The following is a 26,268-nucleotide window of genomic DNA, read 5'->3' as shown; positions in this document are numbered from 1 at the left end:
ATCTCCTATTCTCGTTTAATTGCGGTTAGCGCATCGGTTCGAGAAGCTTTAACTGCAGGGTATAATCCCGAAAGAACGCCCGTCATAATTGCAAAAAACATGCCGACTGGAAGAATCCATAAGCTTATAAATAAGATTTCCACGGGATCCCCTCTATTGGAACCAAATCGGATAATGATCAAATTTATTCCCCAAATGACCCAATAAGAGAGCAAAATACCTACAAAGCCGCCTAGCATGCCTAGAAGCGAAGATTCCACGATAAACATATTGCGGATTTGTTTCAAATTCGCGCCAAGTACTTTCATGATTCCAATCTGTCGCCGGCGCTGATGAGTGGACATTGTCATCGCGACCACGATGGATATGGAAGCTACGAAGAGAACAAAAAGGCCAACACCAGTGAGCAGCAATCTAACAATGGCAAATTCGCCTTTCATGCGATCTTCTTGATACAAATTAGTCTGTGTTGTGAGTTGAAGTTTTTTAATCATTTCATCAACTTGTTTCACATTCATACTGCTATCAACTTTGACTCTAACTTCTGAATATTGAACATGTCTATTTGTTGAGGATTTATTTTGGGCTTGTAGAATTTTGAGACCTGTTTCAGGGGAGACATAGGCGGATTTGTTCCCTTGCAGCATGGTTTCTGGCAATCCATCGGGCTTCTTCAGTACGCCAATGACGCGAACTGTCACCTCATTTGGTTGGGTTGTTGTCCCTGATTGGTTACCTGATTGCTCTTGGTTATTATTCGATTTCAATGAAATTTGTTTTTGATATAGAGGGTAAGGGATAGCACCCATTTGACGATAGGTTTCGGACTGTTCCTTGCTAGGATTTTGCTGCATAAGTTTATTACGTACTTCCTGCGTCTTTACATCCAAGACACCAAGTGTAGCCCCATAATTGAGGACGATATTATTATCCTGATCACTAGCCCCTCCTTGTTGGAACTTGGAGTCAAATTCCTCTAAAGTACTCAACTCCGTTGCCTTGAGATTAAGATAGCTTTGTTTGCCGTCATCGACAGTGAAGCTGAATTGTCCTAAATCTTGAAAACTAGCAACCGATTTAACATGAGGAAAGGTACGAATGAGATCGAGCTTACTTGACGTAACTTTAGAAGGACTGTTAGGATCACTGTTTTGGTCAACGATGGTGATTTCATCGGTTTTGAGATAGAAGCTCATTTGTTTCTGACTGTAGTGTTGAATTGATTCGCCAAAGCCAAGAGCAACCATGATGGAAGCCGAGCCAATGGCAATTCCAACGGTACAAAGCGCTGTCACAACCTTGCGTCGCTGCAGCTGATCCCAGCCAAGGCGAAGGTAATCCTTAAGTTTCATCCGGTTTCACCTTCCTGCTCATTTCCTTCCAGTAAATAACCATCTCGAAGCTGCAAAATGCGCTGCGTTCTGCGAGCAACTTCATGCTCATGGGTAACAATAACGAATGTAATGCCATTCTGGTTCAAGTCAATGAGGAGATCGATGATCTCTTTCTCCGTCTTCGTATCCAGATTGCCTGTAGGTTCGTCGGCAAAGACGATAGCGGGCTTCGTTATCAAGGAGCGGGCAATACTGACACGTTGTTGTTGTCCTCCAGATAACTGTGACGGAAACATATCTGACTTATCCCCGATACCCACCTGCTGTAAGAGAGCCATCGCTCTTTGTTTACGTTCTTGACTTGCGACACTTTGGAATACGAGTGGTAATTCCACATTCTCGCGAACGGTTAAATGTGGTATTAATTCATAAGATTGGAAGATAAATCCGATATGAGTCCGCCGAAATTCCGCCAAGCGGTTTTCGCTCATTTTCTCAATGGCCTGTCCAGCGATTAAAATACTGCCGCGGGTGGGCTTCATTAGGCCTGCCATCAAATTTAGCAGTGTTGATTTCCCAGAGCCTGAACTGCCGAGCAGAGCAACCATTTCTCCTTGCTCTACGCGGAAATTCAGCTCATGAAGAACGGGAGTTTCTTCTTGGCCTGTGCGGAAGCTGTGAGACAACCGTTCAATGGCTAACACGTGATCAACCCTTTCAATTTAAAACTTATCGACCACTAGGCATGCTTTCACTTTCATCGTTTTGAAAAATATGAGTGCCCAGAAATCCAATAGCCGCGACGATCGATAAGCAAGCTGCAATAACATAGACTGTGCTTCCACCAGCTAGATCAAAAATCCAACCGCCTAATGTGCCGCTAATTAGTCCTGCAATACTAGACCACGCAACAGCGAAGATGGCTTGCCCAGAGGAGCGATACTCATCCGGAATGAGTTGACTAATATAGCGATTAGCCGTGAATAAGAAGATACCAAATGTTAAGCTGTGCAACAATTGAACGCCAATGACCCATGTAGGATCTTGAATGGAACCCATAATGAAGAAACGCACGGCATATACGATTCCAGCAAAGGCAAGCAGGGGTAATTCTTTGAACCTATGTCCATGCTTGCTTAGAAAGAAAAACACCGGAATCTCACTAAGAGCCGAGGTCATCCAAGCATAGCCAATCAAAGAGTCAGATGCCCCAAGCTGGCGCATGTACAAGGCCAGGAATCCATCGTTGAAACGATGTGAAACGGACATAATAATTACTAACATTAAGAACCAGATGAACTTCTTGGAACGAATGATATTGAGCATGCCCCCGAATGCCATCTTCTTGCCACCTTGACGCGCATCTTTTAGCAAAAAGACAATGATTAACGTGCAACTAATGGTAAGTAGGCATAATATTGGCGTGAGCCCAGTGCCGTAGTGTCTAAGAATTAACCCAAAACCTCCGGCAGATACAGCAAAACCAATGGATCCCCAGACGCGGAAGGAGGCGTAGCTCTTACCGCTATCTCGAATACTTAGCATTAACTGGCTGTCATTCAATGAATTAACGGGCTGCTGAAAGAAGAAAAACATCGCTAAGCATATGTACAGCAAGGAGAACCAGCCCGCAGTAAATACCAAGATAGCTGTGACCAGCTGCCCAATAATCAGAATGATCATGATTTTCTTAACCGTTTGGAAGCGATCACTAAGGAATCCCCACAGCAAGTTGGTCGCTATCCCAATCAGTGGTCCAATGGCATACAGCAAACCGATTTGAAGCTTGGAATATCCTTTGTAATCAAAGTAAAGCGGGAAAAAAGTAACGACAATCCCCATCGTCATAAAAAAGGAAAACGTGAACAATTTGAGTAGGTGGTCTTGCGGCTTTGTAGGTATAGACGTTTTCATCTGTAGTTATCACTCGATTTCTTTACAAATTTTCTGTAGAAAAATTCGTTTGTCCATTTTCCGATGTTCGTTTGAGTATTAAGAACACAACTAGAAGCTCAGCCAGCATGCCAACCGATTGCGCGAGAGCACCGATCAAGCCATTCCAGCCGGGTACATTAGAAATGGCGATGAATAAGGTTAACACGGTAACGATAGCATTCGCTGTTTGAGAGAAAACCATGATTTTCGTTTGGCCTCTCAGCATAATAATACCGTTCATGTAATCCAGCCACGGAAATACAAGCGTCATGATCATAAATATACGCATGGCAAGTAAGCTTGCATGCATCAGTTCGGAATTAACACCCATGACATGTGTCATAAACCAAGGTCCGAGAGCTGTATAGGCAAGAATAGCGATAAGTGCTCCTGGAATAAAGCTAAGAAGGATGACGAAACGGACGACAGTTCTAGCATCTTTGCGATAGAAATTCAAAACAATTTGATGAATGTAAGAAAAGAAACTCAAAACCAATTGAGTTAAGGAGCCGGCAATCGCATAAGAGGAGATCGCTAAATGTATATGCGTTGTTTTACCTAGTATGGCATTTATGGCAGGTCCAATGATAACGGCAATGATCGAAGAATACAGAAGGGGCTTATAGAAGCTGAAAATTTGTTGTTTGGTTTCAATCGGATGATCAGGTGCCTTCTCTGGAATGACGGTTCGAAGTAAGTTAGTTCCTTCCCATATAGCAACCATAGCCTCAATAATCATTCCCACTAAGAAAATAATGGCGCCAACACGGCCACTAGAAACATTATCTGTCGTAATAAAATATAACGATAACAAATACATAGCGACGATTCGAACGCACATACCAATGGTCAACCATTTGGTCCGCATATTAAAAATAATTATACCGTGAAATAAGCACCGCAGTCCTGAGAAAATGCTAACGAACATCAAGATGCGATAAACACTAAGTGTAGTATCTAATAATTCACGTTCAACTCCAAAAAAATAAAGAAATACCCATTCTCCAACAGGCGTATAACATAAAATGAGACCAATTAAAACGATGCACGCAAATACATAGGAACTAACCGCTGCCATGGCTCGAAATGAGATGCGGTCTCTTACAAGTGCTGAGCAAGCTTGTCGCAGTAAAACAACGGGTCTTTCGGTAAGGCCAAGTAAGCTTAAAGGCAGCGCATAGCTGGCAATGACCACTTCCGGATTATCGGCCCTGGCCAAGGTGCTGTTGATAATAACATGCGAGAGGGTAACTAATGTTGCTGAAAGGCCGAGGGGGAGGAAAAAGGAGATGAGCTGTTTCCATGAGATGTTTTCTTTTATTGTCTTAGCGGTCATCCAAATCGCACTCCTTAGAGTTTTGCTTTAGCAAAACTGGCTTAGTAAGAGTAACTCTTACTAAAAATTCCCTTTTAAAAACGTTATTTAAGTATACCAGAAAATGAAATCAGGTTGACATACAATTTTAACTGGAAACCCAAGGTTTGAAGTGATACATTTAAAGGTAGAATGTTTCTTGAACAAGTCGCAGCCAGTTTTTACTGCAAGGAGGTTTAACAGAAGAATGAGCTGCTATTTTCATTATGATGCTAGACTAGGAATTGAGATTCCCGTGTTAGAAGCGGAGTGGGATTCTTATCCGCCCAGTGTGCGTGTTGATATTTTATTACATTGGGAACAAATTCGCGGTGCAATACCTGACCGTATTATGAAGCTAGAGACGACGATTATTTACAAACAAAATCAGCTGGACAAGGAAGACGATTTTCCCACATCATGCCGTTTGAATTCCGAAATTGCTGACTTAGCTTCTATCATAAATGATCTTCATCTTTGGTTCCGGGCGAATCAGGAATTGGAATCGAAAACCCACCAATAATGGTTGTCAATGAAGGGAGAATGACTGCATGCATAGCAATAAGGATGGGGATAACTGGCTGGAAGCTATTGCAAAGCCGCTCTTGGAGCATCTACCTGCTTTATATCCGATAGAAGAATGGGATGGAAGTATGGATGCACGCATTGAAGCGCTTGTCCCAGCTATGATGACCCAAGGCAGTCCGGGGCAAGAGTCTTATGGATTGGCGATTAAAGCGGGTCTTTTTTTACTGAATGAGAGTTTAGATAAATCCCATGATATTGCCCAGGAAATCACGAATGCAACAGGCAGCTACTGGCATGCTCTGATGCATCGGATGGAGGGGGACTACAGCAATGCGAAGTATTGGTTCAACGATGTCGGTCATCATCCTATTTTCTCTAACTTACTACAACATGTGAGTGAATATTTGACAGTAAAAGACTTAGCGGATTTGGACAATGAAGCCCTTCGTCAGAAGCTTGAAGTGCTTATTACTTCTCCGGAATGGATCCCTTGTGTATTCATCGATATCGTAGAGTTACAAGTATCCCTGGTTCAAAATCCTATTGTTGATGAATGGTTACGGCATATTCAACGGTATGAAATGCAGTTATTGTTGCAGTATTGCTATGAACAAAGTTGTGGAGGAAGTCTGCTTGAAGCAATTGGACAAAAGTAGCACAAAGGTTCCACAAGGCCCAATAAGATTAATGGTCAGGGTGTACCGATATATTTTACCGGACGTAAGCGATCAGCTTTCCATATGGAAATCAAAGGCGGAGAATATCCCAGATAGCGAGCTGCGTACCCAAGCATTAGCCAGCATCGCAACGAAACAATTTCATTGTCAAGGTGGCGCTGTTTATGCGGCTGCTAATTTGTCGATGCGTCATGTACTCATCCCGCTCATTGTTGCGTTTCAAACGATTAGCGATTATTTAGACAATCTATGTGATCGCAGTACATCCTTGGATCCTCAGGATTTCCGTCAATTGCACCAATCGATGTTGGATGCTGTTGATCCTTCTAAGCCTTTGAACGATTATTATGCATACAGACAAGAGAAAGAGGACGGAAACTATTTAAGAGATCTCGTCCAAAAGTGTCAGTCTTGTATTAGTTTGCTTCCGTCATATGCTCAAGTAGCTGATCAGGTGCGAGATTTTGTGGCCTTATACTGCGACTTACAAGTGTACAAGCATATTCGCAAGGATATGCGGGAGCCTGAGCTTCATCAGTGGTGGGATCAACATCATCATAGATATAGCCATATTTTTTGGAATGAATTTGCAGCAGCAACAGGTTCAACGTTAGGCATGTTTATGCTTTTCCTTGCGGCTTGTGATCCTCATTTGAGTGAAAAGCAGGTCGATTCGATACGGGAGGCTTATTTCCCCTATGTGTGCGGACTGCATATTCTACTTGATTATTTAATCGACCAGGAAGAAGATATCTTGGGTGGAGACCTGAACTTTTGCAGTTATTATGAATCTATGGAAGCAACCGTTGAGAGAATTGCCTTTATCGTACAAGAAGCTCGTAGCAAAATTTTGTTCTTGGAACATCCGCGATTTCATCGTATGATAATCGAAGGTTTGCTTGCGCTCTATTTGTCGGATCCAAAGGTCAACGGCCAACAGCAAGTGAAGAAAATATCGAAGCGTCTTATGAAAAATAGTCCATTAACCCGGTTATTTTTCTGGCTAAATAGCATGTACATCCGTACGTCATCATGAATGACATTCAGAAGAATTAAAGCAGGGAGACTTTGAGCTACGCCCAAAGATCCCAAAGCGGAGAGACTTTGAGCTACGCCCAAAGATCCCAAAGCGGAGAGACTTTGAGCTACGCCCAAAGATCCCAAAGCGGAGAGACTTTGGGCTACACCCAAAGATCCCTATATTAGGAGGAATTGAAATGTCAGCAGTAAAATCAATTGCCGTTCTCACAAGCGGCGGAGACTCTCAGGGAATGAACGCGGCCGTCCGTGCGGTTGTAAGAAGCGCATTATTCCATGGTCTCGAGGTCTATGCGGTACAACGTGGATACCATGGTTTAATTAACGATGATATTCGCCAAATGGATTTGCGCAGCGTTGGGGATATCATTCAACGTGGGGGGACTATTCTACAAACAGCTCGTTGTAAAGAGTTTTTAACGCCAGAAGGCCAGCAAATTGGAGCTGAAAACTTACGTAAACGCGGTATCGATGGATTGGTCGTTATTGGCGGAGATGGATCTTATCAAGGTGCCAATAAGCTAAGCAAATTGGGCATCAAAACGATGGGTCTGCCTGGTACAATTGACAACGACATCCCATTCACTGACTTTACGATCGGTTTTGATACAGCAGTAAGCATTGTTGTTGATGCGATCAACAAGCTTCGTGATACGATGACGTCGCATGAACGGTCATCCGTAGTAGAAGTCATGGGTCGTCACTGCGGTGAGATCGCTCTCTACGCTGGACTAGCTAGTGGTGCAGAAACGATTATCGTTCCTGAGGTTGAGGTCGACATTAATGAAGTAGCTAACCGTATGAAGGATAACTTCTCCCATGGCAAACGTCATAGTATCATTCTCGTTGCTGAAGGAGCGGGAACAGGTGATGGGATTGCTAACCAGATTAATGAGTATGTTGGTATTGAGCCTCGAGTAACTGTACTTGGCCATATTCAACGCGGCGGAGCTCCTACGCATAATGACCGAATCTTGGCAAGCCGTCTCGGTGATTTCGCTGTACGTAAGCTCATGGAGGGCGATTCTTCCAAAGCTTGCGGTGTTATCAAAGGGGAGTTAGTAGCTACTGATATTGATTTAGTTGTCAATACAAAGCGCCCTTTTAATACAGAACTTTATGAATTGGCAAGTCGTTTATCCCAGTAGGTCTACATTGGAACAAACGCTTATTGACCTGTATCATATCTTCGTTTATAATATCGAACAACATACAAAGCGACATTAGGTCTGTGAAGAGCATCCAACTCGGAGACGTTCATGATCGGTAAGGCGCAGAATACATCGTCTTACTCTAAATAAACCGGCACCGCCCGTTATCGCGGAACCAAGCGGATGATGACATGTTAATGTTATCATCAAGTTGGGTGGCACCGCGAGCAGAACGCTCCTCGTCCCAATCGGACAGGGGCGTTCTTTGTCTTTTTCCCATAATAGAAAAGGAAGCGGTGAGTGGTATGTTGGATATCAAATGGATTCGGATGCATCAGGATCAAGTGAAGGAAGCGGCACAAAATAAAGGCGTAGAATGTCCCCTTGATGAGCTGCTTGAGGTAGATGAGAAGAAAAGGCTTCTGCATCAACAAGTGGATCAGCTTCGCACAGAACGCAATCGTGCATCTGCTCAGATTGCTCAGTGTATGGCTGAGCAGAGTAAGGGAGAAGCTGAGGTTTTGAAAGATCAGGTCCGCGGCTGGAACCGAACATTAACGGAATACGAAGAGGGGCTTGCGAAACTGGAGGAGCGTTTCAAGGAGTTAATGCTTACCGTACCGAATCTGGTTTCACCTGAAACTCCAATCGGGGCTACCGATCAAGATAATGTTGTACGGAAAGTAGTGGGTCAGCCTACCTCGTTTGAATTTGTGCCTCGTGATCATATGCAAATCGGTGAGGAGTTAGATTTATTCGATTTCCCCCGCGGAGTGAAAGTGGCTGGAAGCCGAAATTACTACCTCAAAGGGATGGGGCTTTATTTACACAGAGCTGTTCAACAGCTTGCTCTTGATCTGCTATCAGATCGAGGGTTTACGGTGATGGATGTCCCTTTGATGGTGCGGGAAGAGACGCTGCAGAATGCGGGCTTTTTCCCGGCTGGGAAGGACCAGACCTATGAATTACAGGATGAGAATAAATGGTTAGTAGGCACATCGGAAGGTCCGTTGGTTTCGTATTATGCGGATGAAATCATAGATTTATCAAAGGGGCCGATACAACTGGCAGCTGTATCGAATTGTTTCCGTAAAGAAGCGGGTTCGGCAGGCAGAGATGTACGCGGATTATATCGTGTTCATCAATTTGCCAAGGTCGAGCAAGTGATTCTTTGTGAGAATGATCCCGCCATTGCTGATCAAATGTTAGATCAAATCACACGGAATGCCGAAGATATTTTAGAATTACTTGAGCTTCCTTATCGTGTTGTTGCTGTATGTACAGGAGATATGGGCGCCAAAAACTACAAGCAGTATGACATTGAGACGTGGATGCCTAGCCGGAATAGCTATGGAGAAACGCACTCGTCGTCAAGCCTTCTGGACTTTCAAGCGCGCCGCAGTGGCTTACGTTATAGGGATAAGAGCGGTGAGCTGCGTTATTGCTATACCCTTAACAATACGGCTGTCGCCTCGCCAAGAATTCTTATTCCTTTACTTGAAAATCATCAGCAAGCAGATGGCTCAATCTATCTGCCGCCAGCTCTGAGACCTTATATGAGAGGGCTCACAGTTATACCGAACAAATAAAATAACGTACCACATCCCTAGGAGATCCACTTTGGGCTGTGGTACGTTAACGTATGTTAATAACCTTCTGTTAAATCTACGACATTCATCATTTCGGTGCCATCTAATATAGCTCTTAGATTATGATAGAAAATGGTGGAAACTCGCTCTGTGTAGTGAGCGGAAGATCCAGCGATATGCGGAGTAAGAATAACATTATCCATGTTCCATAGGGGAGAAGTTGACGGTAATGGCTCCTGCTCAAAAACATCGAGTGCTGCGCCTGCTAGCTGGCCTTCTTGCAGCGCATGGATCAAATCCTCTTCTTCAATGACATCACCGCGAGCCAGATTAATTAAGAAAGCACTTGGTTTCATTAAACGCAGATGTTCTTTGGTCAAGAAACCTCGCGTTTTAGCTGTACTAGGAAGTAGAAGAACGACGAAATCACTTTGTGTAAGCAAAGTTGTTAATCCTTCTTCCCCGCTAACCGTCGAATCGAAGGCAGGCCCAATCGAACCAGAACGATTCAACCCAATGACAGTCATATCAAAGGCCTTAGCTTTGCGAGCAACAGCTTCGCCGATTGCACCTGCACCAATAATGCCAATCGTTTTACCATAAAGCTCACCAAAACTGACTTGATTGTCCCATACTTTACTTTGCTGACGCTCATGAAGAAGATTCGCTTTACGAACCCATTGCAGCATGAGACTTAGCGTAAATTCACTCATCTGGATCGTATGTACCCCACGGGCATTGGTCAGTATGACATTACGTCTGGCTAACTCTTGGAGGGGGAGTTTATCCACGCCGGCAGATATGGTTTGCATCCATTTCAGCTTGGTCGCCTGCTTGAGGGCATCCGGATTCAAGCGGCCAGCTGTGATAATTACATCAGCATCAGCAATGTGTTCCCCAGCTTCACTTGAAGATTTAAACCAATAAAATTGACAGCGTTCCTTCAAGTCTTGCGGCATCTGCTGTTGCATGGAAGTCAAATCCATCCCAGTAATGGCGACAATATTCATAGCATTTCAACTCCTTTAATTATATGATAAATCAAAACGAAAACGAAAGTAAACACCCCGAGAGCTCACTGAGCCTCAGGGTGTCTCCATGTTAATATTTCACACCAGGTGTGTAGTTGTTATTAGCGTTCCATAGGAGGAACTCATTCACGCCGTTTTCTTTCAAAGCACGTATTTGCTCTTCCACTTCATGTTTACCGTACTTGATATAACCAGGTACCCAAGAAGCAGTGAAATCTTGAATCCAAGGTCGAACAATCGGCTTCCAACCTTTCTTATCAATGGCTTCCAGTTTCTTGGTTGTATCCTTGGAGGCTCCATCGATCGTGACAAAAGGCGCTGCATCCGGCACTTTGGAGCCAAACCAGCCAGTGCTATAATGACTCGGATAAATCATGGGAGCGATGACATCCACATTTTGAGAGATTTTCTCGAAATCTTGACCAATGCCTTCGGCTGCCGGAACAGAGGCCGCATAACCAAATATATCGACAGATACACGAACACCAAGCGGCTGTAATTGTTCTTTGGCATATTTGACGAAAGAAGCGACAGCATCAATACGTGAACGTTCATCCTTCGTATATTTGAGAATGTCAGCTCTTTTCTCGAAACCTTCTGGGAATCGGACGTAGTCGAATTGAATTTCTTTAAATCCAGCTTTTACGGCTTCTTTTGCTACTGCGATATTGTAGTCCCATACTTCTTTGTTATATGGATTTACGAAGCTGTCCGGTGGGTTTTTACCGTTACCCCACAGAGTTCCATCTGGATTGACGAAAGACCATTCTGGTTTCTTTTTGGCGAGAATTGTGTCTTTGAATACAACAATACGACCAATTGGATAAATGTTATGTTCGTTCAAGGTGGTCATTAAACCTGGCATGTTACCTATAATTTTCTGAGTCGTTCCCATGGCATCAAGCTCGGCGTTCCCTGTTTCCCATGTGATGTAGCCCCAATCATCTTTGACATCAATGACCAGTGAGTTCAGTTCTGTGTCGTCGAGAAGCTTCACAAGTGTATTGAGCCGAGATCCACCCGCACTATGAGCCGTGGCGTAAATACCTTTAATTACCGGTGCGTCCTTCTGCGGATCCAATTTGTTTACAGGTGCTAAAGGATCTGTTTCTTGGGATGGTGTAGGTTGAACAATCGCCACTGCATTCTTCGCATTCAGAGAAGCTTGCACGAGCTGTTCAAAGCTGGCATCCGGGTTAGCGGCCGTTACATTACCCCATATTAGGGCAAGTGAAGCAAGTAATATTTCCATGATGTATAAGTCCTCTCCAATCTTTGTTTCTAGCTTTTATTATAAAGCAAGCACGAAACTACGCACAGAGGAAATTTGTAGAGGTTTGTAGAAAGAAGGTACCCTTTATTGAAACTTGATAAACAAATTATTTCGTTATCTGGCGTTAATTTTTTTTACTATGCTTCTAGTGCCATTTTATTGCCCTATTTACCTTTATATTTGCAAAGTAAGGGTTATTCAGCAAGCGAGATTGGACTCTTAATGATGATTGGTCCGTTCATCTCCATATTCGCACAGCCATTCTGGGGATATGTCAGCGACCGGTTCAACTCGGTGAAGAATATCGTATTTTTACTCTGGAGCCTATCCTTACTAGGAAGCTTTGGCTTGTTTTTAACAAAAGGTTTCGGGCTTACCCTTGGATTTATTTTAATGCTTTATTTCTTCTTGCTGCCATCCATTCCACTCATCGACAATTTGGTTGTCAAATCAACCGCGCATCGTGGGATGTCGTATGGATCCGTCCGATTATGGGGTTCAATCGGATTCTCAGGTGTTGCTCTAATTTCGGGTCTTTTACTCGAAGAATTAGGTGGAGTAGCCAACATACCGTATTTTTATTGGGCGTTGTGGATCTTCCCATTTCTACTGCTAGCTTTTATCAAAGACGAGAAGGGCAGCGGGCAGCGAATAACATTAAGTACGATCGGTACTATTTTCCAAAATAAAAACTTCTTATGGTTTATGGTCATGGTACTGATGATATCAATTCCTCATCGAATGAACGATGCACTATTAGGTTTATATCTGAGTAAATTAGGTGCTACGGACTCTATGGTAAGCTGGGCATGGGCCATTGCGGCATGCACGGAAATTCCGGTATTTGCCTATATCAATCGGTACATACATCGTTATCACGAACTGACCATCCTAGGTCTCGTTTCGGTCTTATATACGATACGGTGGTTACTCTACACGTTATTCAGCGATCCATGGGTGTTAATTGGTTTGCAGACGACACATATGCTCACCTTTGCTGTTTTGTGGATCGTTGCGGTACAGTATGTCGTGCGTCTGCTTCCTGAGCAATTTGGCTCAACAGGTCAATCCATTCTTGCTATGGTGTTCATGGGTCTTGCGGGAATTATCGGCGGCTCGGTGGGCGGATGGTTGAGTGAGCAGTGGGGAGGCGCTAGCATGTATGTGTTTGCGTCAGTCATGTCGGCAATAGCAGCAGGCATGTTTTTCGGTACTCAAGCCGTAATGCGTAGAAGAAGCTAATCATAAATAAAAACACCCGGTAGCAAAATTAGCCGGGTGTTTGGACTTATTTCTGAACTTGTCCTGATTCGGTATTCGTGACCTCTGCAGGATTAATCTCTTTACGGACCGGTACAGGCTGATCATCAGTAGCTGTATTACCGCCATTTCCATTCGTTGCATCTTTAAATTCACGAAACATTTTGCCAAAACCTCTGCCAAGTTCAGGCAGTTTATTAGGCCCAAACAAAAGAAGGGCGACAATTGCAATTAAGATGATGTGCCAAGGAGATAATGCTCCCATTCCAGACACCTCCATTAGTTTATCTTAATACTATTATATCATGTTCTTATCATAACCTATATACCCTAATTATTACAAACTCAATAACAATGTATGAATAAAGCATAGTTGAACAGAAAAAGACGCCCCTTAATGATAAAGGGCGTCTTTATGATGTTCCGTAATGCTGAACTGAATGATTTCCATGACATCTTCTGCTTCGAGCGCCTCAATGCCAAACCGGAGGACGATCTCGGAGTCCAGCTCATAGCTGGTTAAGAAGGGGTACAACTCGGGTGTTAATTTCATTACAATCCTGGATAATTTGACTGTCTCCACAAGCATCACCCTTCCAATCAAAAGATTAGAATACGAATTACGCCTGAACCACTCACGTTGAAACCAGAACTATATGAAATTAGTATCATTATAACACAATTCAACTTGGAATAAAGAGGCGGATTGCTCGATTATTCTCCACATAAGAAAGATAGTTTTCGATTCCCGAAAACAACTTTCTTATTGGCGATAAAACTTACATCTAAACGCGGTCGCTCATCTTTGAATGGCCTCGATAGAGGTTTTCTCACTTAAGCTTGCGGAATTCTCCGACGACACCAACGGTTTCAACGATATTCACGAATGCTTTCGGGTCTATCTTCTTAATAATTCGCTTTAATTCTACGAGTTCATAGCGCGTAGTGACGGTCATTAGCATATCATGCTGCTGTTTCGTATAAGCGCCTTCTGTCTTAACTAAAGTAACACCTCTAGGCAGGAGAAGCAGCTCGTTAATCAACTCATCCTTTTGTTTCGTTACAATGAAGGCGGTCACTTTGACGTGGCGAATATGTATGGCGTCGACGACTTTCCCGCTTATATAGATGGCCAGCATCGAGCAAAGAGCAAGATCCCAATTTTGCTTGAAATAGCCTAGTGCAACAATGACCACACCGTTCATGGATGAAAGAAGGGTTCCGAGAGGGAAATCAAATTTTCGAGTCAAAATCAAGCCAACGATATCAAAGCCTCCACTTGAGCCACCTATTCTTAAGGTGATACCGCTTCCTATTCCAATGAGTACTCCCCCAAAAACTGCACCAAGAATGGGTTCCTGCGCGACATAGCTTGTTGGTATAATTTGCATCAACCATGCCGTTAATATGACCGACGCTACACTGATCATAATAAATCTACGTCCAATTGAAACCAATCCCCAAATCATCAATGGCAGGTTAAACAATAAATACAAGAAACCAATGTTAAAATTCGTAAAATAACCAATAATCATGGCAAATCCAGAAACCCCGCCGCTAAGCAGTTGGTGAGGAATGAGGAACATGTTGAAGCCGACCGCGACAAGCAGTGCGCCAACTAGAATAATGAAAGCGTCTAGCGCCTTTTTCAAAACAAATCACCTCTAAAATAGTATGCAGCATAAAGCAAGTATAATTCATTCTTCTAAAACTTCAATCATAATTTACCCTAGGTCAATTAAATGGACTTTAATGGAAATAAGTTAATTCTTGGTTAAGATAAAAAAAGCTGTGTCCAATTCATGGACAACAGCTTTACAAAAACAAATAATTAACGTCTCTTGAAAGAGCCTGTCTTCTTAGATGTGCTTGGCTTACTAACAGATGGTTTAGTTACCTTGTTTGGTGTAGAGCCATCATTTTTGCGGGTTGTAGAGTCGCTGCCTGAACTTGGCGTACCTGTACCGCTCTTGAAGCTGCCCGTTCGATCTGACGTTGTTGGCTTCTTATCCTTCGATACATCCGTTGTTGGAGTGGTCGCCTTGCCGCCGCCTGCATTATAAGTCGGTGTCCGGGTATAGCCTCTATAATCGTCGTAAGGCCGTTTATTATTGAACCATCCCCCACCGAATAGGGATTGAAGCAGGGTGGCTGTCAAATAACCTTGCAGGAACGAGGAGTCGTAATGTGATTTGGCATATTCGATACTATCGATCTGAACAAGCGTGTTTTTACTATCACTAGGATCCTTTTGGACGTTAATGACCTTATCATTATAAACAAGGAACATTTGATCATCAGATTCCTTGCTCTTTTCCTTCGGTGACTCTTTTGAGGCTAGTTCAGCTGCAACAGCAGGGACGTTTTTGTTTTCAACTAGATAAACCTTAGAGAGATTGCTCCCTTTGCCGTCAACACTAACTAACGGATATTGATCTTTGATATAACGTCCGGCATCAGCGCCACACGCGGTAAGAAGGGCGATGATCAATAAGAAAGAAACCCATGAAGTCCATCTTTTCACTTTTCAGTAATCCCTCCTTTCCAAACATTTCTAATGATAACATAGGTTGTCTAGGGCGTCGATTTCAAAAATTTAATCTGATTGCCCGGCGTGCGCTCTCCTTCAAGAGCAATAAATTTGCCATCCTGCCATTGGAGGAAGAAGAATCTACGATCCGGTCCAAAATATCTCCAAAAGATGATGTCGTCTCCGCTGCGGAAGTCGGTGTTTCCTTCCGTCCTAGTGACATCATTGCGATGAAACTCCAACTCGAAGGTAACATCTTCGTCAAGCTCCAAACGAGTAGGGACATCATTCGGATCATCTAGTGCGCCTTCGACAAAGCTGCAAAGGAAACAGTCATAGGTTCGCCCTTTTTCCACAATCAAACACTGAATATTTTTGCCGCTTTGTAAATAATAAGCGTAACGATGTGGAGCAAACCCGCGGTCAAAATAAATGACCTTGCCGGAAACAACGTACTCCTCTAAGTCTACATTAACAATATCCCCAACTCGGGCATCTTCAAGTGGATTACCTATAGGTGTTGTTGTTGGTTCTTGTTTTTGACTACGCAGGATGCTGCTGACTCGTTTAAATATGGACATTGAAAACTCTCCTCTGTTCCGTTTATTGTTCTACCTTGTAATACGTTTAGCTTATGCGTTAGGTTTCGTTCTCATTATGTAAGACGCTACTGGAAATGTGTGTATGACTTGTGCTATAATATTTTAGATGTTCTTAAGGGCGGCCAGTTGGATCATGGAAGATGTTAAATCGAAAGTGTATTCCACCAATAAAACTATAGACACGGATAGGAAGTCGTACTTAAGGGTAAAAAAGATACAAGGCATTAGCCTGCCCTGTACAAAAGGAGATTGAATATATTTGAAAACATTTCAAGAGTTTGGTTTAGAGCCAACGATTTTACGCGCTATTACCGAGATGGGCTTTGAAGAGTCCACGCCGATCCAAGAAAAAACGATTCCTTTGGCCATGGAAGGCCGGGATTTAATCGGGCAAGCGCAAACAGGAACAGGTAAAACAGCTGCTTTCGGTATTCCGCTTATTCACAAAATCAATATGAAAGAAGAGCGCATTTCTGCTCTTATCATGTGTCCTACACGGGAACTTGCCATCCAGGTTGCGGAAGAGATTGAGAAACTCGGTCGTTTCAAAGGCATTCGTTCCTTGCCCATCTATGGTGGACAGGATATCGTTAAACAAATTCGTGCATTGAAGAAAAAACCGCAAATCATTATCGGTACACCGGGACGTCTACTTGACCATATTAACCGTAAAACAATTAAATTAGACGATGTACAAACAGTGGTTTTGGATGAAGCTGATGAAATGCTGGACATGGGTTTCATGGATGATATTCAGTCCATTTTGAAATTGGTTCCAGAAGAGCGTCACACGATGTTGTTCTCTGCGACAATGCCAACTAATATTCAAAAATTGGCACAACAGTTTCTTCGTAACCCTGAGCACGTATCGGTTATCCCGAAACAAGTTAGCGCACCATTGATTGACCAAGCATATATCGAATTGCACGAAAAACAAAAATTCGAAGCGCTTAGCCGTTTGATCGACATGGAAGCCCCAGATCTTGCCATCATCTTCGGTCGTACCAAACGCCGGGTTGATGAATTGGCAGAAGCTCTTCAAAAAAGAGGCTATGCAGCTGAAGGTCTTCATGGTGACTTATCCCAAAATCAACGCGATAATGTGATGAGAAAATTCCGTGATGGCAGCATTGATGTACTTGTAGCAACAGACGTTGCTGCGCGTGGTCTAGATGTATCCGGCGTTACTCATGTAATTAACTTTGACCTTCCGCAAGATCCAGAAAGCTATGTTCACCGTATCGGTCGTACAGGCCGCGCGGGTAAAGAAGGTACAGCTTGGACGTTTGTAACACCTAGAGAAATCGATCACCTGCACTTTATCGAGAAAGTTACACGCCACAAAATTAACAAAAAACCATTACCTAGCTTGGCTGAAGCCATTGAAGGTAAACAAAAAATGACTGCTGAGCGTATTCTTGATGTGCTTCAAAACGATACACAAGCAGAATTCAAAGGCTTAGCTATTCAAATGTTAGAGCAATATGATTCCGTAAATCTCCTTGCTGCAGCTATGAAGCTTCTGACAGGCGACAAAAAGGAAACGAATATTGAGTTAACACCTGAAGATCCGATTCGTGCAAGAAAGAAAAAATTCGATGTGCGCAGCTCAGGTAGACGAGTTGGCGGCGGCTATGGCTCAAGTTCAGGTTCAGGAGATCGTCGTCAAGGTGGCGGATATAGCTCCGGTACTGGTTCCAGCAGCTCGAACTCCCGTTACCCGCGTAAAGATAGCAGAGATTACGGTTCAAACAGAGAAGGTGGAAGCAGTTCATCTTCCAGAAACCGTGAATACGGAAGCAACAACTCCGGTAACCGCGATCGTTCCAGAGCTCCACGTAAGAGCGAAGATACATTAGTGAATAAATAAGGGGAATAACCCCAATAAAAGAAAGGCGGAGATCCAGAAGGATCTTCGCCTTTTTGTTATGAGTATATGGTTTACAGTACGAAAGAGCTAGTGATGATAACAAGTAAGATGAAGAGAACCAAAATGGCACCTACGGATGTTCCAACTGGATGAGACATAGTATCGACCTCCTGAAAATGATTTGGGGGTAGTTCTTTTTGATAATACTATACTATGTAAAAGTACCTAGAACGACTAGACATCTACCTATATGTTCAAAAATAGGCTATAATTAAACCAATGTAAAAGTAGGACAACTTGAGATGTATGCGTTTCAACAATCAACGTAGAAAGTTTCCGGAAGGAAACGCTAAGGAGGAAGCAGTTTTGGAGTTTAGAGGAGTTATGGGAGGACTGTACAGAATATCAGAGTGGATTATGCGTTTATCGGTCATTAATTTGCTCTGGATGCTATGTTCGATTCCGGTTTTCTTTTTTGCTTTTATGGGCTTAGTGAGTCCATCCGTTGATGCATTGAAGGCATCACTACCCATTATCGCCATTTTGGCACCGTTTACTTTATTTCCTGCAACTTCCGCGATGTTTGCCGTTGCTCGGAAATGGGTTACAGGAGAAGAAGATGTACCACTATTGAAAACATTTTTCCGTGGATATAAAGAAAATTACCTGCAAAGCATGGTAGGTGGCATTTTCTTCGTAATCATTTTCGTTATCATTGCGGTGAACTACTTCTTTTATTTGAAACAGGGGAGTTCACTGAAATTATTGGCCGTATTATTTATTGCTTTCACGGTCATTATTATCATTTCTTTGTTCAATTTCTTCTCGATTATGGTTCATTTGCATATGAAGGTTTTACAAATTTTGAAGAATGCTGTATTGATTACCATTGGTAATCCAATCAATTCGATTGTTTTGCTGCTTTGTAACGGAGCCATTCTTTATATTTGTTTGACCAAATTTAATTTCTTTCTTGTCGTTTTCTTTATGGGAAGTATTATGGCGACGTTCTCGTTCTGGCAGTTTAACCGCAGCTTCACCAAACTCCAAACGAAACAGCAAGAACTAGAAGAAAAGGAACAACAGAGACTGGCTGAAGCGCAAGAAGAGGAAGCACAAAATGAAACAGAAGCTTTAACTGAAGGTGAAGAAGATAGTAAGCCGGAAATTAGCTTGCATAAAAAAGATGAGAATGAAAAGACTAAAGACTAAACCTACCAGTTGATAATCAACCGGTACGGCACTATAATAAGAAATACAAAAGAATCCTGCGATGTACGTAACGGTTTTAAGTTGTTTTAAACCAATGACTGTTTCTAGGGAGACCTACATTGAAGTGTGGCTGACATGCCCTCGAAAGGGGACCTCAAATACACCTCTGCGGACACCCACCTGCGAGAGCGGGTTTGAAGCACCAAAACCGGACGGCATAGGCGGGTTTTTTTGTATTAAAAAGAGGTTGAACAGGTAATTTCCTGTTTCAACCTCTTTTTTCGTTTATGTTCAATGACCAGCCAAATCACTTAACTGATGGAATGTGTTCTGAAGTGTTCCATAAAGACCGCGATATAATTGATAGTACGCTTCATATTGTTTTTGATTTTCGACATTTGGTTCTACGCGATCGGTGACATGAATCCATTTCTCGCAGAGAGTAGTTATATCCTCTTGCAGTACGCCGGAAGCAGCCATGATAGCAGCACCATACGCAGGGCCGTCTGTGGAATTTACAGTGACCACAGGGATACCGAAGATGTCGGCAATCATTTGACGCCAGAATGGACTCCTGGCGCCGCCGCCATTCACGCGGAGTTCGGTGACTTCAACGCCGGACTCGCGGATTAGTTGCAGCGAGTCGCGGAGCCCGAAGGTAATGCCTTCGAGAACGGCACGGGTGAGATGTGCTTTCTCGTGCCGCAGGTTTAGACCGATGAAGGCGCCTCGAGCCTTCGGATCGGGGTGCGGTGTCCGCTCCCCGGATAAGTAGGGCAGGAATAGCAAGCCTTCGCTCCCTAGGGGGGCTGTGGCTGCTGCAGATGTCAGGATCTCGTAGACGTCTTTGCCTTCCTGCTGCGCACGCTCAAGCTCCTCGTGCGCAAAGTGGTTGCGCCACCACTGGAACGAGCCGCCAGCGGCCAGCATCACCCCCATGCGGTGCCACTTGCCAGGCACACCGTGACAGAAGGAATGAAGCCGATAAGCTTCATCTACTTGGTAGGTGTCGTCGTGAACGAAGACGACACCGGACGTACCGAGCGCCACAGAGGCGATGCCTTGGCGTACGACGCCAACACCTACGGCGCCGCAAGCTTGGTCGCCGCCGCCCGCGACGACCTTGGTGCCTGCGGCTAGGCCGGTTAGGCTGGCAGCTTCCGGCAGCAGATGTCCGGCCACGTCGCCGGACTCATAGAGCGGCGGCAGCCATTCCATAGGAATGTCCAGCCGCTCAGTGACGGTCTGCGACCAGCTGCGGTGCGCGACGTCCAGCAGCAGGGTGCCGCTTGCGTCGGCCATGTCCATGCCGAACGCTCCCGTCAGGCGCAGCCTGACGTAGTCCTTCGGCAGCAGCAGATGCCGAACGCGCGCGTAGTTCTCCGGCTCATGCTGCCGGAGCCAAATGACCTTGGGCGCGGTGAAGCCGGTCAGCGCCCGGTTGCCCGTTAGTCGGCCGAGTTCGGCTTCGCCGACGGTCGACTCAATGTAAGCGCACTGCTCCGCGGTGCGCTGGTCACACCACAGCAGCGCAGGCCGGATGACCTGCTGCGCCTCGTCAAGGAATACCGACCCATGCATTTGGCCGGAGAAGCCAATGCCAGCGACGGCTTCGCCAGCGACGCTTGTTTTCTCTAAAAGCGCGCGGATCCCCTTGACTGTGGCGTTATACCAATCCTCCGGATGCTGCTCTGCCCATCCCGGATGGGGCTGCTGAAGCAGATATTCTACGCTATGGCTGCCAATGACCTGACCGGAGTCATCCACAAGAATGCATTTGACTGCTGAAGTTCCTAAATCTAAGCCCATGAAATATGACATGAAGATGCCTCCTTTGTTCAATTGTTATGATTTAGTATTTTCTCTTTCATTCTTTGTTTGTTTAATAAATATACAAAGATTATTAATTATTATATTCGCACGATATAACGGAAATCCTGCTTACGGGGATATTTTATTTCCATATTAAATTCATTTCATGCCATTGGATGCCAGCGTGTTTAGAAACTGATGGAGCTACATAAAGAAATCCATTTTTTTCATAGAATGAAATTAAATGCTCTTCACACATTAAAACAATCCCTTTCAAACCATCTTTTCTGGCTATTTCGATGATACGTTGCAGAAGTTCAGTGGCTATCCCGCGTCGTTGGAAGGACGGATGAACGGCTATGGTCAAAACACAGAGGTATTGTCCGTCCTCAGCATGCTGTTTCTCCTGCTTGATACTTTCATCAGTTAATTCTTTATTATGTATCTTTACGCTATTGGTTACGCCGATGATTTGATGGTCTGGTTCATTTTCTGCCACAAGAAAATAGGATCCAAACATATGCTTTCTCATTTGAAAAGCTTCTATTGTGGCAGCCGCCTCCTGTGAGAAGACAGCAGTCTCAATTTCATAAGCCTTCCTTATCTCTTGATCACTTTTAACTGGGCGAATTAGCATCCTTAAATTCCTCCTTTTAAAAAACTTTCCTAAGGGAAAATGTTTTTTATATGCACATGATTGTTTACCTATAGCATAAGATAGGGGCATATAGTATAATCATAAATAAAGTTTCCTTTGAACAACATTATTGGTCTTGTGAAAGAAGGGTAATCAGATGGGTATAGCATATAAAAAACCAGAGCAAGAGTCCAGTGGATGGAAAGGCAAAACGTCAATGCCTAGTCTGCCTGAAGTCCATCATAGTATGCGCGTACCAAAGAAAGCGGGCTTTTTCCGTAAACTGCTTGCTTTTGTAGGTCCGGGCTATCTCGTAGCCGTAGGGTATATGGATCCGGGAAATTGGGCGACTGATTTAGCAGGTGGTTCCCAATTCGGATATACATTGCTTTCTGTTATTTTAATATCAAATTTAATGGCGATTCTGCTGCAAGCTTTGTCTGGCCGCCTAGGAATTGTTACAGGTCGAGACTTAGCGCAAGCTTGTCGTGATCATTATAGTAAACCAGTTTCATTCGGACTATGGTTGTTATGTGAGTTAGCTATTGCAGCATGTGATCTAGCTGAAGTCATTGGCGCTGCGATTGCCTTACAGTTACTATTCGGTATACCGCTTATTTATGGAGTCATTCTTACTTCGTTAGATGTTCTGTTGGTTCTTATGCTGCAAAAAAAGGGTTTCCGATATATTGAAGCCATGGTCATTAGTTTAATCGCTCTAATTACTTTTTGTTTCGTGATGGAACTTATTTTCTCGAGACCTGACTTTGCAGCTGTTGCCGTTGGCTTCATTCCTAAAACGGAAATTGTAACGAATCCTGCTATGTTATATATCGCCCTAGGTATTCTAGGAGCTACTGTCATGCCTCATAATTTATATTTGCATTCTTCTATCGTCCAAACACGCAAAATCGAGCCGACGGTAGAAGGTAAACGTGAAGCAATTAAGTTTGCCACAATAGATTCGACGGTAGCTTTAATGCTGGCTTTGTTCGTCAATGCCGCGATACTCATTCTTTCTGCAGCGGCTTTTCATTCAGCAGGTAAGGAAGTAGCAGAGATACAAGATGCTTATCACCTTTTGGGACCTATGCTGGGCACAGGAGCCGCGAGTATTCTATTTGCTGTTGCGCTGCTAGCTTCAGGGCAAAACTCTACGCTTACAGGTACACTTGCCGGTCAGATTGTAATGGAGGGCTTCCTTAATATCAGACTCACTCCTTGGCTGCGCCGATTGATAACTCGAATGATCGCGATCGTTCCAGCGGTCATTGTCATCGGTATTTATGGAGAGAGCGGCGCTACCGATTTACTCATTCTCAGTCAGGTCATTTTATCCTTGCAGCTTTCCTTTGCTGTTATACCGCTTGTTACGTTCACTTCGGACCGAAAGAAGATGGGGGAGCTTGTAACGCCAAAGTGGATGATTTTACTAAGTTGGTTTGTAGCTATTTTGATAGCAGGATTGAATGCTTACTTACTTTACGCCACTTTTTTTGGGGAATAAAATAGGGCATATAAATGGAAAATCGGAGGAGCGATCCTCCGATTTTTATTTCCCCTCTTTTTCTTAAGCCTAAACAATGGTAAGATAGAGAGCAGTGTAGAAATGGCAAGTGGTCTATATGTACTCATTGAAGGGGGAAAAGGCTTTTGCTTAAGAGAACTTTAATCGGATTACTTCGCAGTCATGAAACGACCGGAGATAAAGCCAAAGATCCTTTGCTTAAAACAAGATATTATAAGCTTCCTAAAGAACAAGTATGGGAAGAAGTCACTGCCGTTCTGAAAAAAACGCCGGGCTATAAACTTCTTCACGAAGTTCAAAATGTAGGTGAAATTCTAGCGGAACGTAAAACAATGACTGGACGAACACAGGATGTTACGTTAACGCTATTTGGGATTAATCCCGTGAAAACCGCGGTAGACATTTATTCAGCATCCCGAGGCTCAATGGGGGATCTGGGTTCCAATTACCGTACAATTATAGATATTTATAAACAATTAGACAGAAAGCTTGCTCCATATAAGATTGAAGGATAACAAAAACAAAAACAAAAAAAACAGCAGGGAAGCTAGGCCTCCTTGCTGTTTTATTTTGTGCTTATTAAACTAATTTTTTGACAGCTTCAACGGCTGTTTCGTAATTAGGGTGAGCTGTCATTTCGCCTAGGTACTCAACGTATTGAACGGTATCATTCGCGTCGATAACAAAAATGGAACGCATATCAAGTTGAAGTTCTTTGATCAATACGCCATAAGCTTCGCCGAAGGATTTTGTTTTGTAATCAGACAAAGTGATCACTTTGTCAATACCTGCCGCACCACACCAGCGGGATTGTGCAAAAGGAAGATCAACACTGATAGTCAAAACAGCAACATTGTCGCCTAGACCTGCTGCTTCTTCATTGAAGCGGCGAGTTTGTGCATCACAAACGCCTGTATCCAAAGATGGAACAACGCTGATCAGCTTTACTTTACCTGCATAATCTGCGAGGGAAACTTGAGTCATCAAATCTTTGTTTACTGTGAAGTTAGGTGCTTTGTCACCCACTTTAATTTCAGGTCCTACCAAAGTAATCGGATTGCCTTTAATGGTAGCAACACCAGTACGTTCTTGTGCCATGTGAACTGTTTCCTCCTTTAATTTCCATACTGAATAACAACTTATTTATTATAAGCTTTTTGAACTTAGGTTGTCCAATCGTTACTGTAAGGCTATAATTTAAATGTTTAAAGATCGCATAAGCTCGTAATCACGTAAGAAAAGTCGGGGGATTTATCCAAGTGGAATTAAGACAATTGCAGTATTTTGTAAAAGTAGCAAGAAAGCAGCATGTGACCCAAGCAGCGGAAGAAATGCATGTGGCGCAGTCAGCCGTTAGCCGGCAGATTCATCTTTTAGAAGAAGAACTGGGCATTAATTTGTTCGTGCAAAAAGGACGTAATCTTCATCTTACTTCAGTAGGTCATTTATTCCTAAGCCGGGTCGAGGGGATACTGACGGACTTGGAACGCGCTGTTGGTGAGATACATGAATTTCTTGACCCGGAAGCTGGGGAAATTCGCATTGGGTTTCCACATAGCCTGGTTATCAATTTGCTGCCTGCTGTCGTTGCGGCCTTTAAAAAAGATCACCCTAACGTTAAATTCAGGCTTCGTCAAGGGACTTATACGTCCTTAATCCGAGATGTCTCTAAGGGAGAGATAGATCTGGCTTTCATTTCGCCATTTCCAGAATCGCATGAACATGTTGCGGGTGAAATTTTGTTAACTGAAGAGTTGTATGCGATTATTCCCTCCAACCATATCCTTGCGGATTACACATCCATTCGACTGGAACAATTAAAGAATGAACCATTCGTTATGTTTAGTGAAGAATATACGCTGCGTACGATTGTGATGGAGGCTTGCATGAAAGCGGGCTTCGTTCCGAAGATTGAGTTCGAAGGTGAAGAAACAGATACCATTCGCGGGCTAGTAGCCGCGGGTATGGGGGTTAGCTTGCTTCCTTCCATGGCTTTAATGGAGAGCGGTCAAATGCAGCCGGTCAAAATTCGTGTGACTGATCCTGTGGTCACTAGAACTGTCGGTTTAATTTGCCGAAAAGGTGAAAAGCTTCCTTTGGTGGCTGAAGTTTTCAGACGGTTTCTATCTGATTACTTTCAATGAAAAAAAAGCTCATCTTGTATGTGTGAATAACACCGTACAAGATGAGCTATTGTGTTTTAGTCGTCACTATTACGGCCATTAAATATCATAATATATTTCAGAAGTTCAAGAACGGAGATTAAAGCGGCTGCGACATACGTTAGAGCGGCTGCATTTAATACCTTAGCTACCCCGCGTTCTTCTTCATTAGAGATGAAGCCTTCAGCGATCATTAAATCTCGGGCTCTTGAGCTGGCGTTAAATTCCACTGGAAGTGTAACTAATTGAAAAGCAACAGCTGCTGCGAAAAAGATAATGCCAAGACCGAGCAGCCATGGGATCTGCTGGAAGAAGAAGCCGGCTAGTATGAGCAAGGGAGCTACACCGGAGGCGAAATTGACAACCGGGAACATGCGGTGCCTTGCGACAAGCATGGGATAGTGAACTTGGTGTTGAATGGCATGGCCTACCTCGTGACAGGCGACAGCAACAGCAGATATGGAGCTTTCGTAATAGACTGGTTCAGATAAACGTACTACTCTGGCTATTGGATCATAGTGATCTGATAGGGTGCCAGGTACAGCTTCTACGGGAACATCATACAGTCCGTTGGCATCGAGCATGCGTCTTGCCGCCTGAGCACCTGTCATTCCTGAGTAAATTGGAACTTGGGACCATTTGTTGAATGTTCCCCGTACTCGAAACGAGGCCCACAACGAAAGTCCGAATGCAATAATAATGAGAAAATCCATGGGATGAAAAAACATTTGACATTCCTCCGTAT

The 26,268-nt window shown here is 43.6% G+C and carries 26 protein-coding genes and 1 other RNA gene; 12 read left to right on the top strand and 15 right to left on the bottom strand.

Going from position 1 to position 26,268, the window contains the following annotated elements:
* Positions 1-5 precede the first annotated feature (5 nt).
* From AC58U0_RS07875 to AC58U0_RS07860, 4 genes are read right to left on the bottom strand one after another with little or no spacing between them, the layout of a single operon-like run.
* A complete protein-coding gene (locus tag AC58U0_RS07875) occupies positions 6-1,352 on the bottom strand; it encodes an ABC transporter permease (protein ID WP_497378438.1) in 1,347 nt (448 codons plus the stop codon).
* Positions 1,349-2,038 carry an ABC transporter ATP-binding protein gene (locus AC58U0_RS07870; protein ID WP_057306989.1) on the bottom strand — a complete coding sequence of 230 codons (690 nt, stop codon included), beginning with the start codon at positions 2,036-2,038 and terminating at the stop codon, positions 1,349-1,351. Before AC58U0_RS07870 ends, AC58U0_RS07875 begins: the two co-directional genes overlap by 4 nt.
* Before the next feature lie 25 nt (positions 2,039-2,063).
* Complete coding sequence (locus AC58U0_RS07865; protein ID WP_497378437.1) at positions 2,064-3,248, bottom strand: MFS transporter; 1,185 nt, start codon at positions 3,246-3,248, stop codon at positions 2,064-2,066.
* A gap of 22 nt (positions 3,249-3,270) precedes the next feature.
* Positions 3,271-4,605, bottom strand: coding sequence for a polysaccharide biosynthesis protein (locus AC58U0_RS07860; protein WP_497378436.1), 1,335 nt, complete (start codon positions 4,603-4,605; stop codon positions 3,271-3,273).
* Positions 4,606-4,831: 226 nt separating this feature from the next.
* Here AC58U0_RS07860 and AC58U0_RS07855 point away from each other — a divergent pair, with 226 nt between their 5' ends.
* From AC58U0_RS07855 to serS, 5 genes are all read left to right on the top strand, one after another.
* Positions 4,832-5,146 (top strand): hypothetical protein, encoded by a 315-nt coding sequence (locus AC58U0_RS07855; protein WP_497378435.1) that lies wholly within the window; start codon positions 4,832-4,834, stop codon positions 5,144-5,146.
* A 28-nt stretch (positions 5,147-5,174) separates the two neighbouring features.
* Positions 5,175-5,807 carry a hypothetical protein gene (locus tag AC58U0_RS07850; protein ID WP_497378433.1) on the top strand — a complete coding sequence of 211 codons (633 nt, stop codon included), beginning with the start codon at positions 5,175-5,177 and terminating at the stop codon, positions 5,805-5,807.
* Positions 5,808-5,838: 31 nt separating this feature from the next.
* Positions 5,839-6,864, top strand: a complete 1,026-nt coding sequence (locus tag AC58U0_RS07845) for a tetraprenyl-beta-curcumene synthase family protein (protein WP_497378839.1) — start codon at positions 5,839-5,841, stop codon at positions 6,862-6,864.
* A 181-nt stretch (positions 6,865-7,045) separates the two neighbouring features.
* Positions 7,046-8,014, top strand: a complete 969-nt coding sequence (gene pfkA / locus AC58U0_RS07840) for a 6-phosphofructokinase (protein ID WP_497378432.1) — start codon at positions 7,046-7,048, stop codon at positions 8,012-8,014.
* A gap of 308 nt (positions 8,015-8,322) precedes the next feature.
* Positions 8,323-9,606 (top strand): serine--tRNA ligase, encoded by a 1,284-nt coding sequence (serS, locus tag AC58U0_RS07835; protein ID WP_497378431.1) that lies wholly within the window; start codon positions 8,323-8,325, stop codon positions 9,604-9,606.
* A 56-nt stretch (positions 9,607-9,662) separates the two neighbouring features.
* On the opposite strand, the gene AC58U0_RS07830 is transcribed toward serS, so the two are convergent.
* Complete coding sequence (locus tag AC58U0_RS07830; protein WP_497378430.1) at positions 9,663-10,616, bottom strand: D-2-hydroxyacid dehydrogenase; 954 nt, start codon at positions 10,614-10,616, stop codon at positions 9,663-9,665.
* A gap of 91 nt (positions 10,617-10,707) precedes the next feature.
* Positions 10,708-11,889 (bottom strand): putative glycoside hydrolase, encoded by a 1,182-nt coding sequence (locus tag AC58U0_RS07825; RefSeq protein WP_497378429.1) that lies wholly within the window; start codon positions 11,887-11,889, stop codon positions 10,708-10,710.
* Positions 11,890-11,997: 108 nt separating this feature from the next.
* Here AC58U0_RS07825 and AC58U0_RS07820 point away from each other — a divergent pair, with 108 nt between their 5' ends.
* The gene (locus tag AC58U0_RS07820) at positions 11,998-13,152 is read left to right on the top strand and encodes an MFS transporter (protein WP_497378428.1); all 1,155 of its coding nucleotides are present in this window, start codon (positions 11,998-12,000) and stop codon (positions 13,150-13,152) included.
* 46 nt (positions 13,153-13,198) lie between these two features.
* Here the strand turns inward: AC58U0_RS07820 and AC58U0_RS07815 are convergent, their stop codons facing one another.
* The 5 genes from AC58U0_RS07815 to AC58U0_RS07795 form a co-directional block, all read right to left on the bottom strand.
* Complete coding sequence (locus tag AC58U0_RS07815; protein ID WP_057306978.1) at positions 13,199-13,435, bottom strand: Sec-independent protein translocase subunit TatA/TatB; 237 nt, start codon at positions 13,433-13,435, stop codon at positions 13,199-13,201.
* 129 nt (positions 13,436-13,564) lie between these two features.
* The gene (locus AC58U0_RS07810; protein WP_029193437.1) at positions 13,565-13,759 is read right to left on the bottom strand and encodes a hypothetical protein; all 195 of its coding nucleotides are present in this window, start codon (positions 13,757-13,759) and stop codon (positions 13,565-13,567) included.
* A 241-nt stretch (positions 13,760-14,000) separates the two neighbouring features.
* Positions 14,001-14,822: a YitT family protein gene (locus AC58U0_RS07805; protein ID WP_497378427.1), complete on the bottom strand. Its 822-nt coding sequence runs from the start codon at positions 14,820-14,822 to the stop codon at positions 14,001-14,003.
* A gap of 179 nt (positions 14,823-15,001) precedes the next feature.
* A complete protein-coding gene (locus AC58U0_RS07800) occupies positions 15,002-15,694 on the bottom strand; it encodes a DUF4247 domain-containing protein (RefSeq protein ID WP_497378426.1) in 693 nt (230 codons plus the stop codon).
* Positions 15,695-15,744: 50 nt separating this feature from the next.
* Positions 15,745-16,281: a DUF4178 domain-containing protein gene (locus AC58U0_RS07795; protein ID WP_307440463.1), complete on the bottom strand. Its 537-nt coding sequence runs from the start codon at positions 16,279-16,281 to the stop codon at positions 15,745-15,747.
* A gap of 280 nt (positions 16,282-16,561) precedes the next feature.
* Between AC58U0_RS07795 and cshA the strand changes: the two genes are divergently transcribed.
* From cshA to ssrS, 3 genes are all read left to right on the top strand, one after another.
* Complete coding sequence (cshA, locus tag AC58U0_RS07790; RefSeq protein WP_060646493.1) at positions 16,562-18,172, top strand: degradosome RNA helicase CshA; 1,611 nt, start codon at positions 16,562-16,564, stop codon at positions 18,170-18,172.
* A gap of 366 nt (positions 18,173-18,538) precedes the next feature.
* Positions 18,539-19,384 carry a YesL family protein gene (locus AC58U0_RS07785; protein ID WP_497378425.1) on the top strand — a complete coding sequence of 282 codons (846 nt, stop codon included), beginning with the start codon at positions 18,539-18,541 and terminating at the stop codon, positions 19,382-19,384.
* 50 nt (positions 19,385-19,434) lie between these two features.
* A non-coding RNA gene (gene ssrS / locus AC58U0_RS07780) (6S RNA) lies at positions 19,435-19,616 on the top strand.
* Positions 19,617-19,675: 59 nt separating this feature from the next.
* On the opposite strand, the gene xylB is transcribed toward ssrS, so the two are convergent.
* A complete protein-coding gene (gene xylB, locus AC58U0_RS07775) occupies positions 19,676-21,205 on the bottom strand; it encodes a xylulokinase (protein ID WP_497378424.1) in 1,530 nt (509 codons plus the stop codon).
* 133 nt (positions 21,206-21,338) lie between these two features.
* A complete protein-coding gene (locus AC58U0_RS07770) occupies positions 21,339-21,833 on the bottom strand; it encodes a GNAT family N-acetyltransferase (protein WP_497378423.1) in 495 nt (164 codons plus the stop codon).
* A gap of 157 nt (positions 21,834-21,990) precedes the next feature.
* Here AC58U0_RS07770 and AC58U0_RS07765 point away from each other — a divergent pair, with 157 nt between their 5' ends.
* The gene (locus tag AC58U0_RS07765; RefSeq protein ID WP_497378422.1) at positions 21,991-23,340 is read left to right on the top strand and encodes an Nramp family divalent metal transporter; all 1,350 of its coding nucleotides are present in this window, start codon (positions 21,991-21,993) and stop codon (positions 23,338-23,340) included.
* A gap of 146 nt (positions 23,341-23,486) precedes the next feature.
* On the top strand, positions 23,487-23,876 hold the full coding sequence (locus tag AC58U0_RS07760) for a DUF1499 domain-containing protein (RefSeq protein WP_029193446.1): 390 nt from the start codon (positions 23,487-23,489) through the stop codon (positions 23,874-23,876).
* A 64-nt stretch (positions 23,877-23,940) separates the two neighbouring features.
* On the opposite strand, the gene tpx is transcribed toward AC58U0_RS07760, so the two are convergent.
* Positions 23,941-24,459, bottom strand: a complete 519-nt coding sequence (gene tpx, locus AC58U0_RS07755) for a thiol peroxidase (protein ID WP_057306969.1) — start codon at positions 24,457-24,459, stop codon at positions 23,941-23,943.
* Positions 24,460-24,620: 161 nt separating this feature from the next.
* Between tpx and gltC the strand changes: the two genes are divergently transcribed.
* Positions 24,621-25,505, top strand: coding sequence for a glutamate biosynthesis transcriptional regulator GltC (gene gltC / locus AC58U0_RS07750; protein ID WP_497378421.1), 885 nt, complete (start codon positions 24,621-24,623; stop codon positions 25,503-25,505).
* Positions 25,506-25,561: 56 nt separating this feature from the next.
* On the opposite strand, the gene AC58U0_RS07745 is transcribed toward gltC, so the two are convergent.
* On the bottom strand, positions 25,562-26,251 hold the full coding sequence (locus AC58U0_RS07745; protein ID WP_060646497.1) for a zinc metallopeptidase: 690 nt from the start codon (positions 26,249-26,251) through the stop codon (positions 25,562-25,564).
* Between the last annotated feature and the right edge of the window lie 17 nt (positions 26,252-26,268).

The organism is Paenibacillus sp. J31P190, assembly GCF_059692075.1.
The sequence above is the reverse complement of the archived record's forward strand: the minus strand, read 5'-3'. Positions and strand labels throughout refer to the sequence as shown.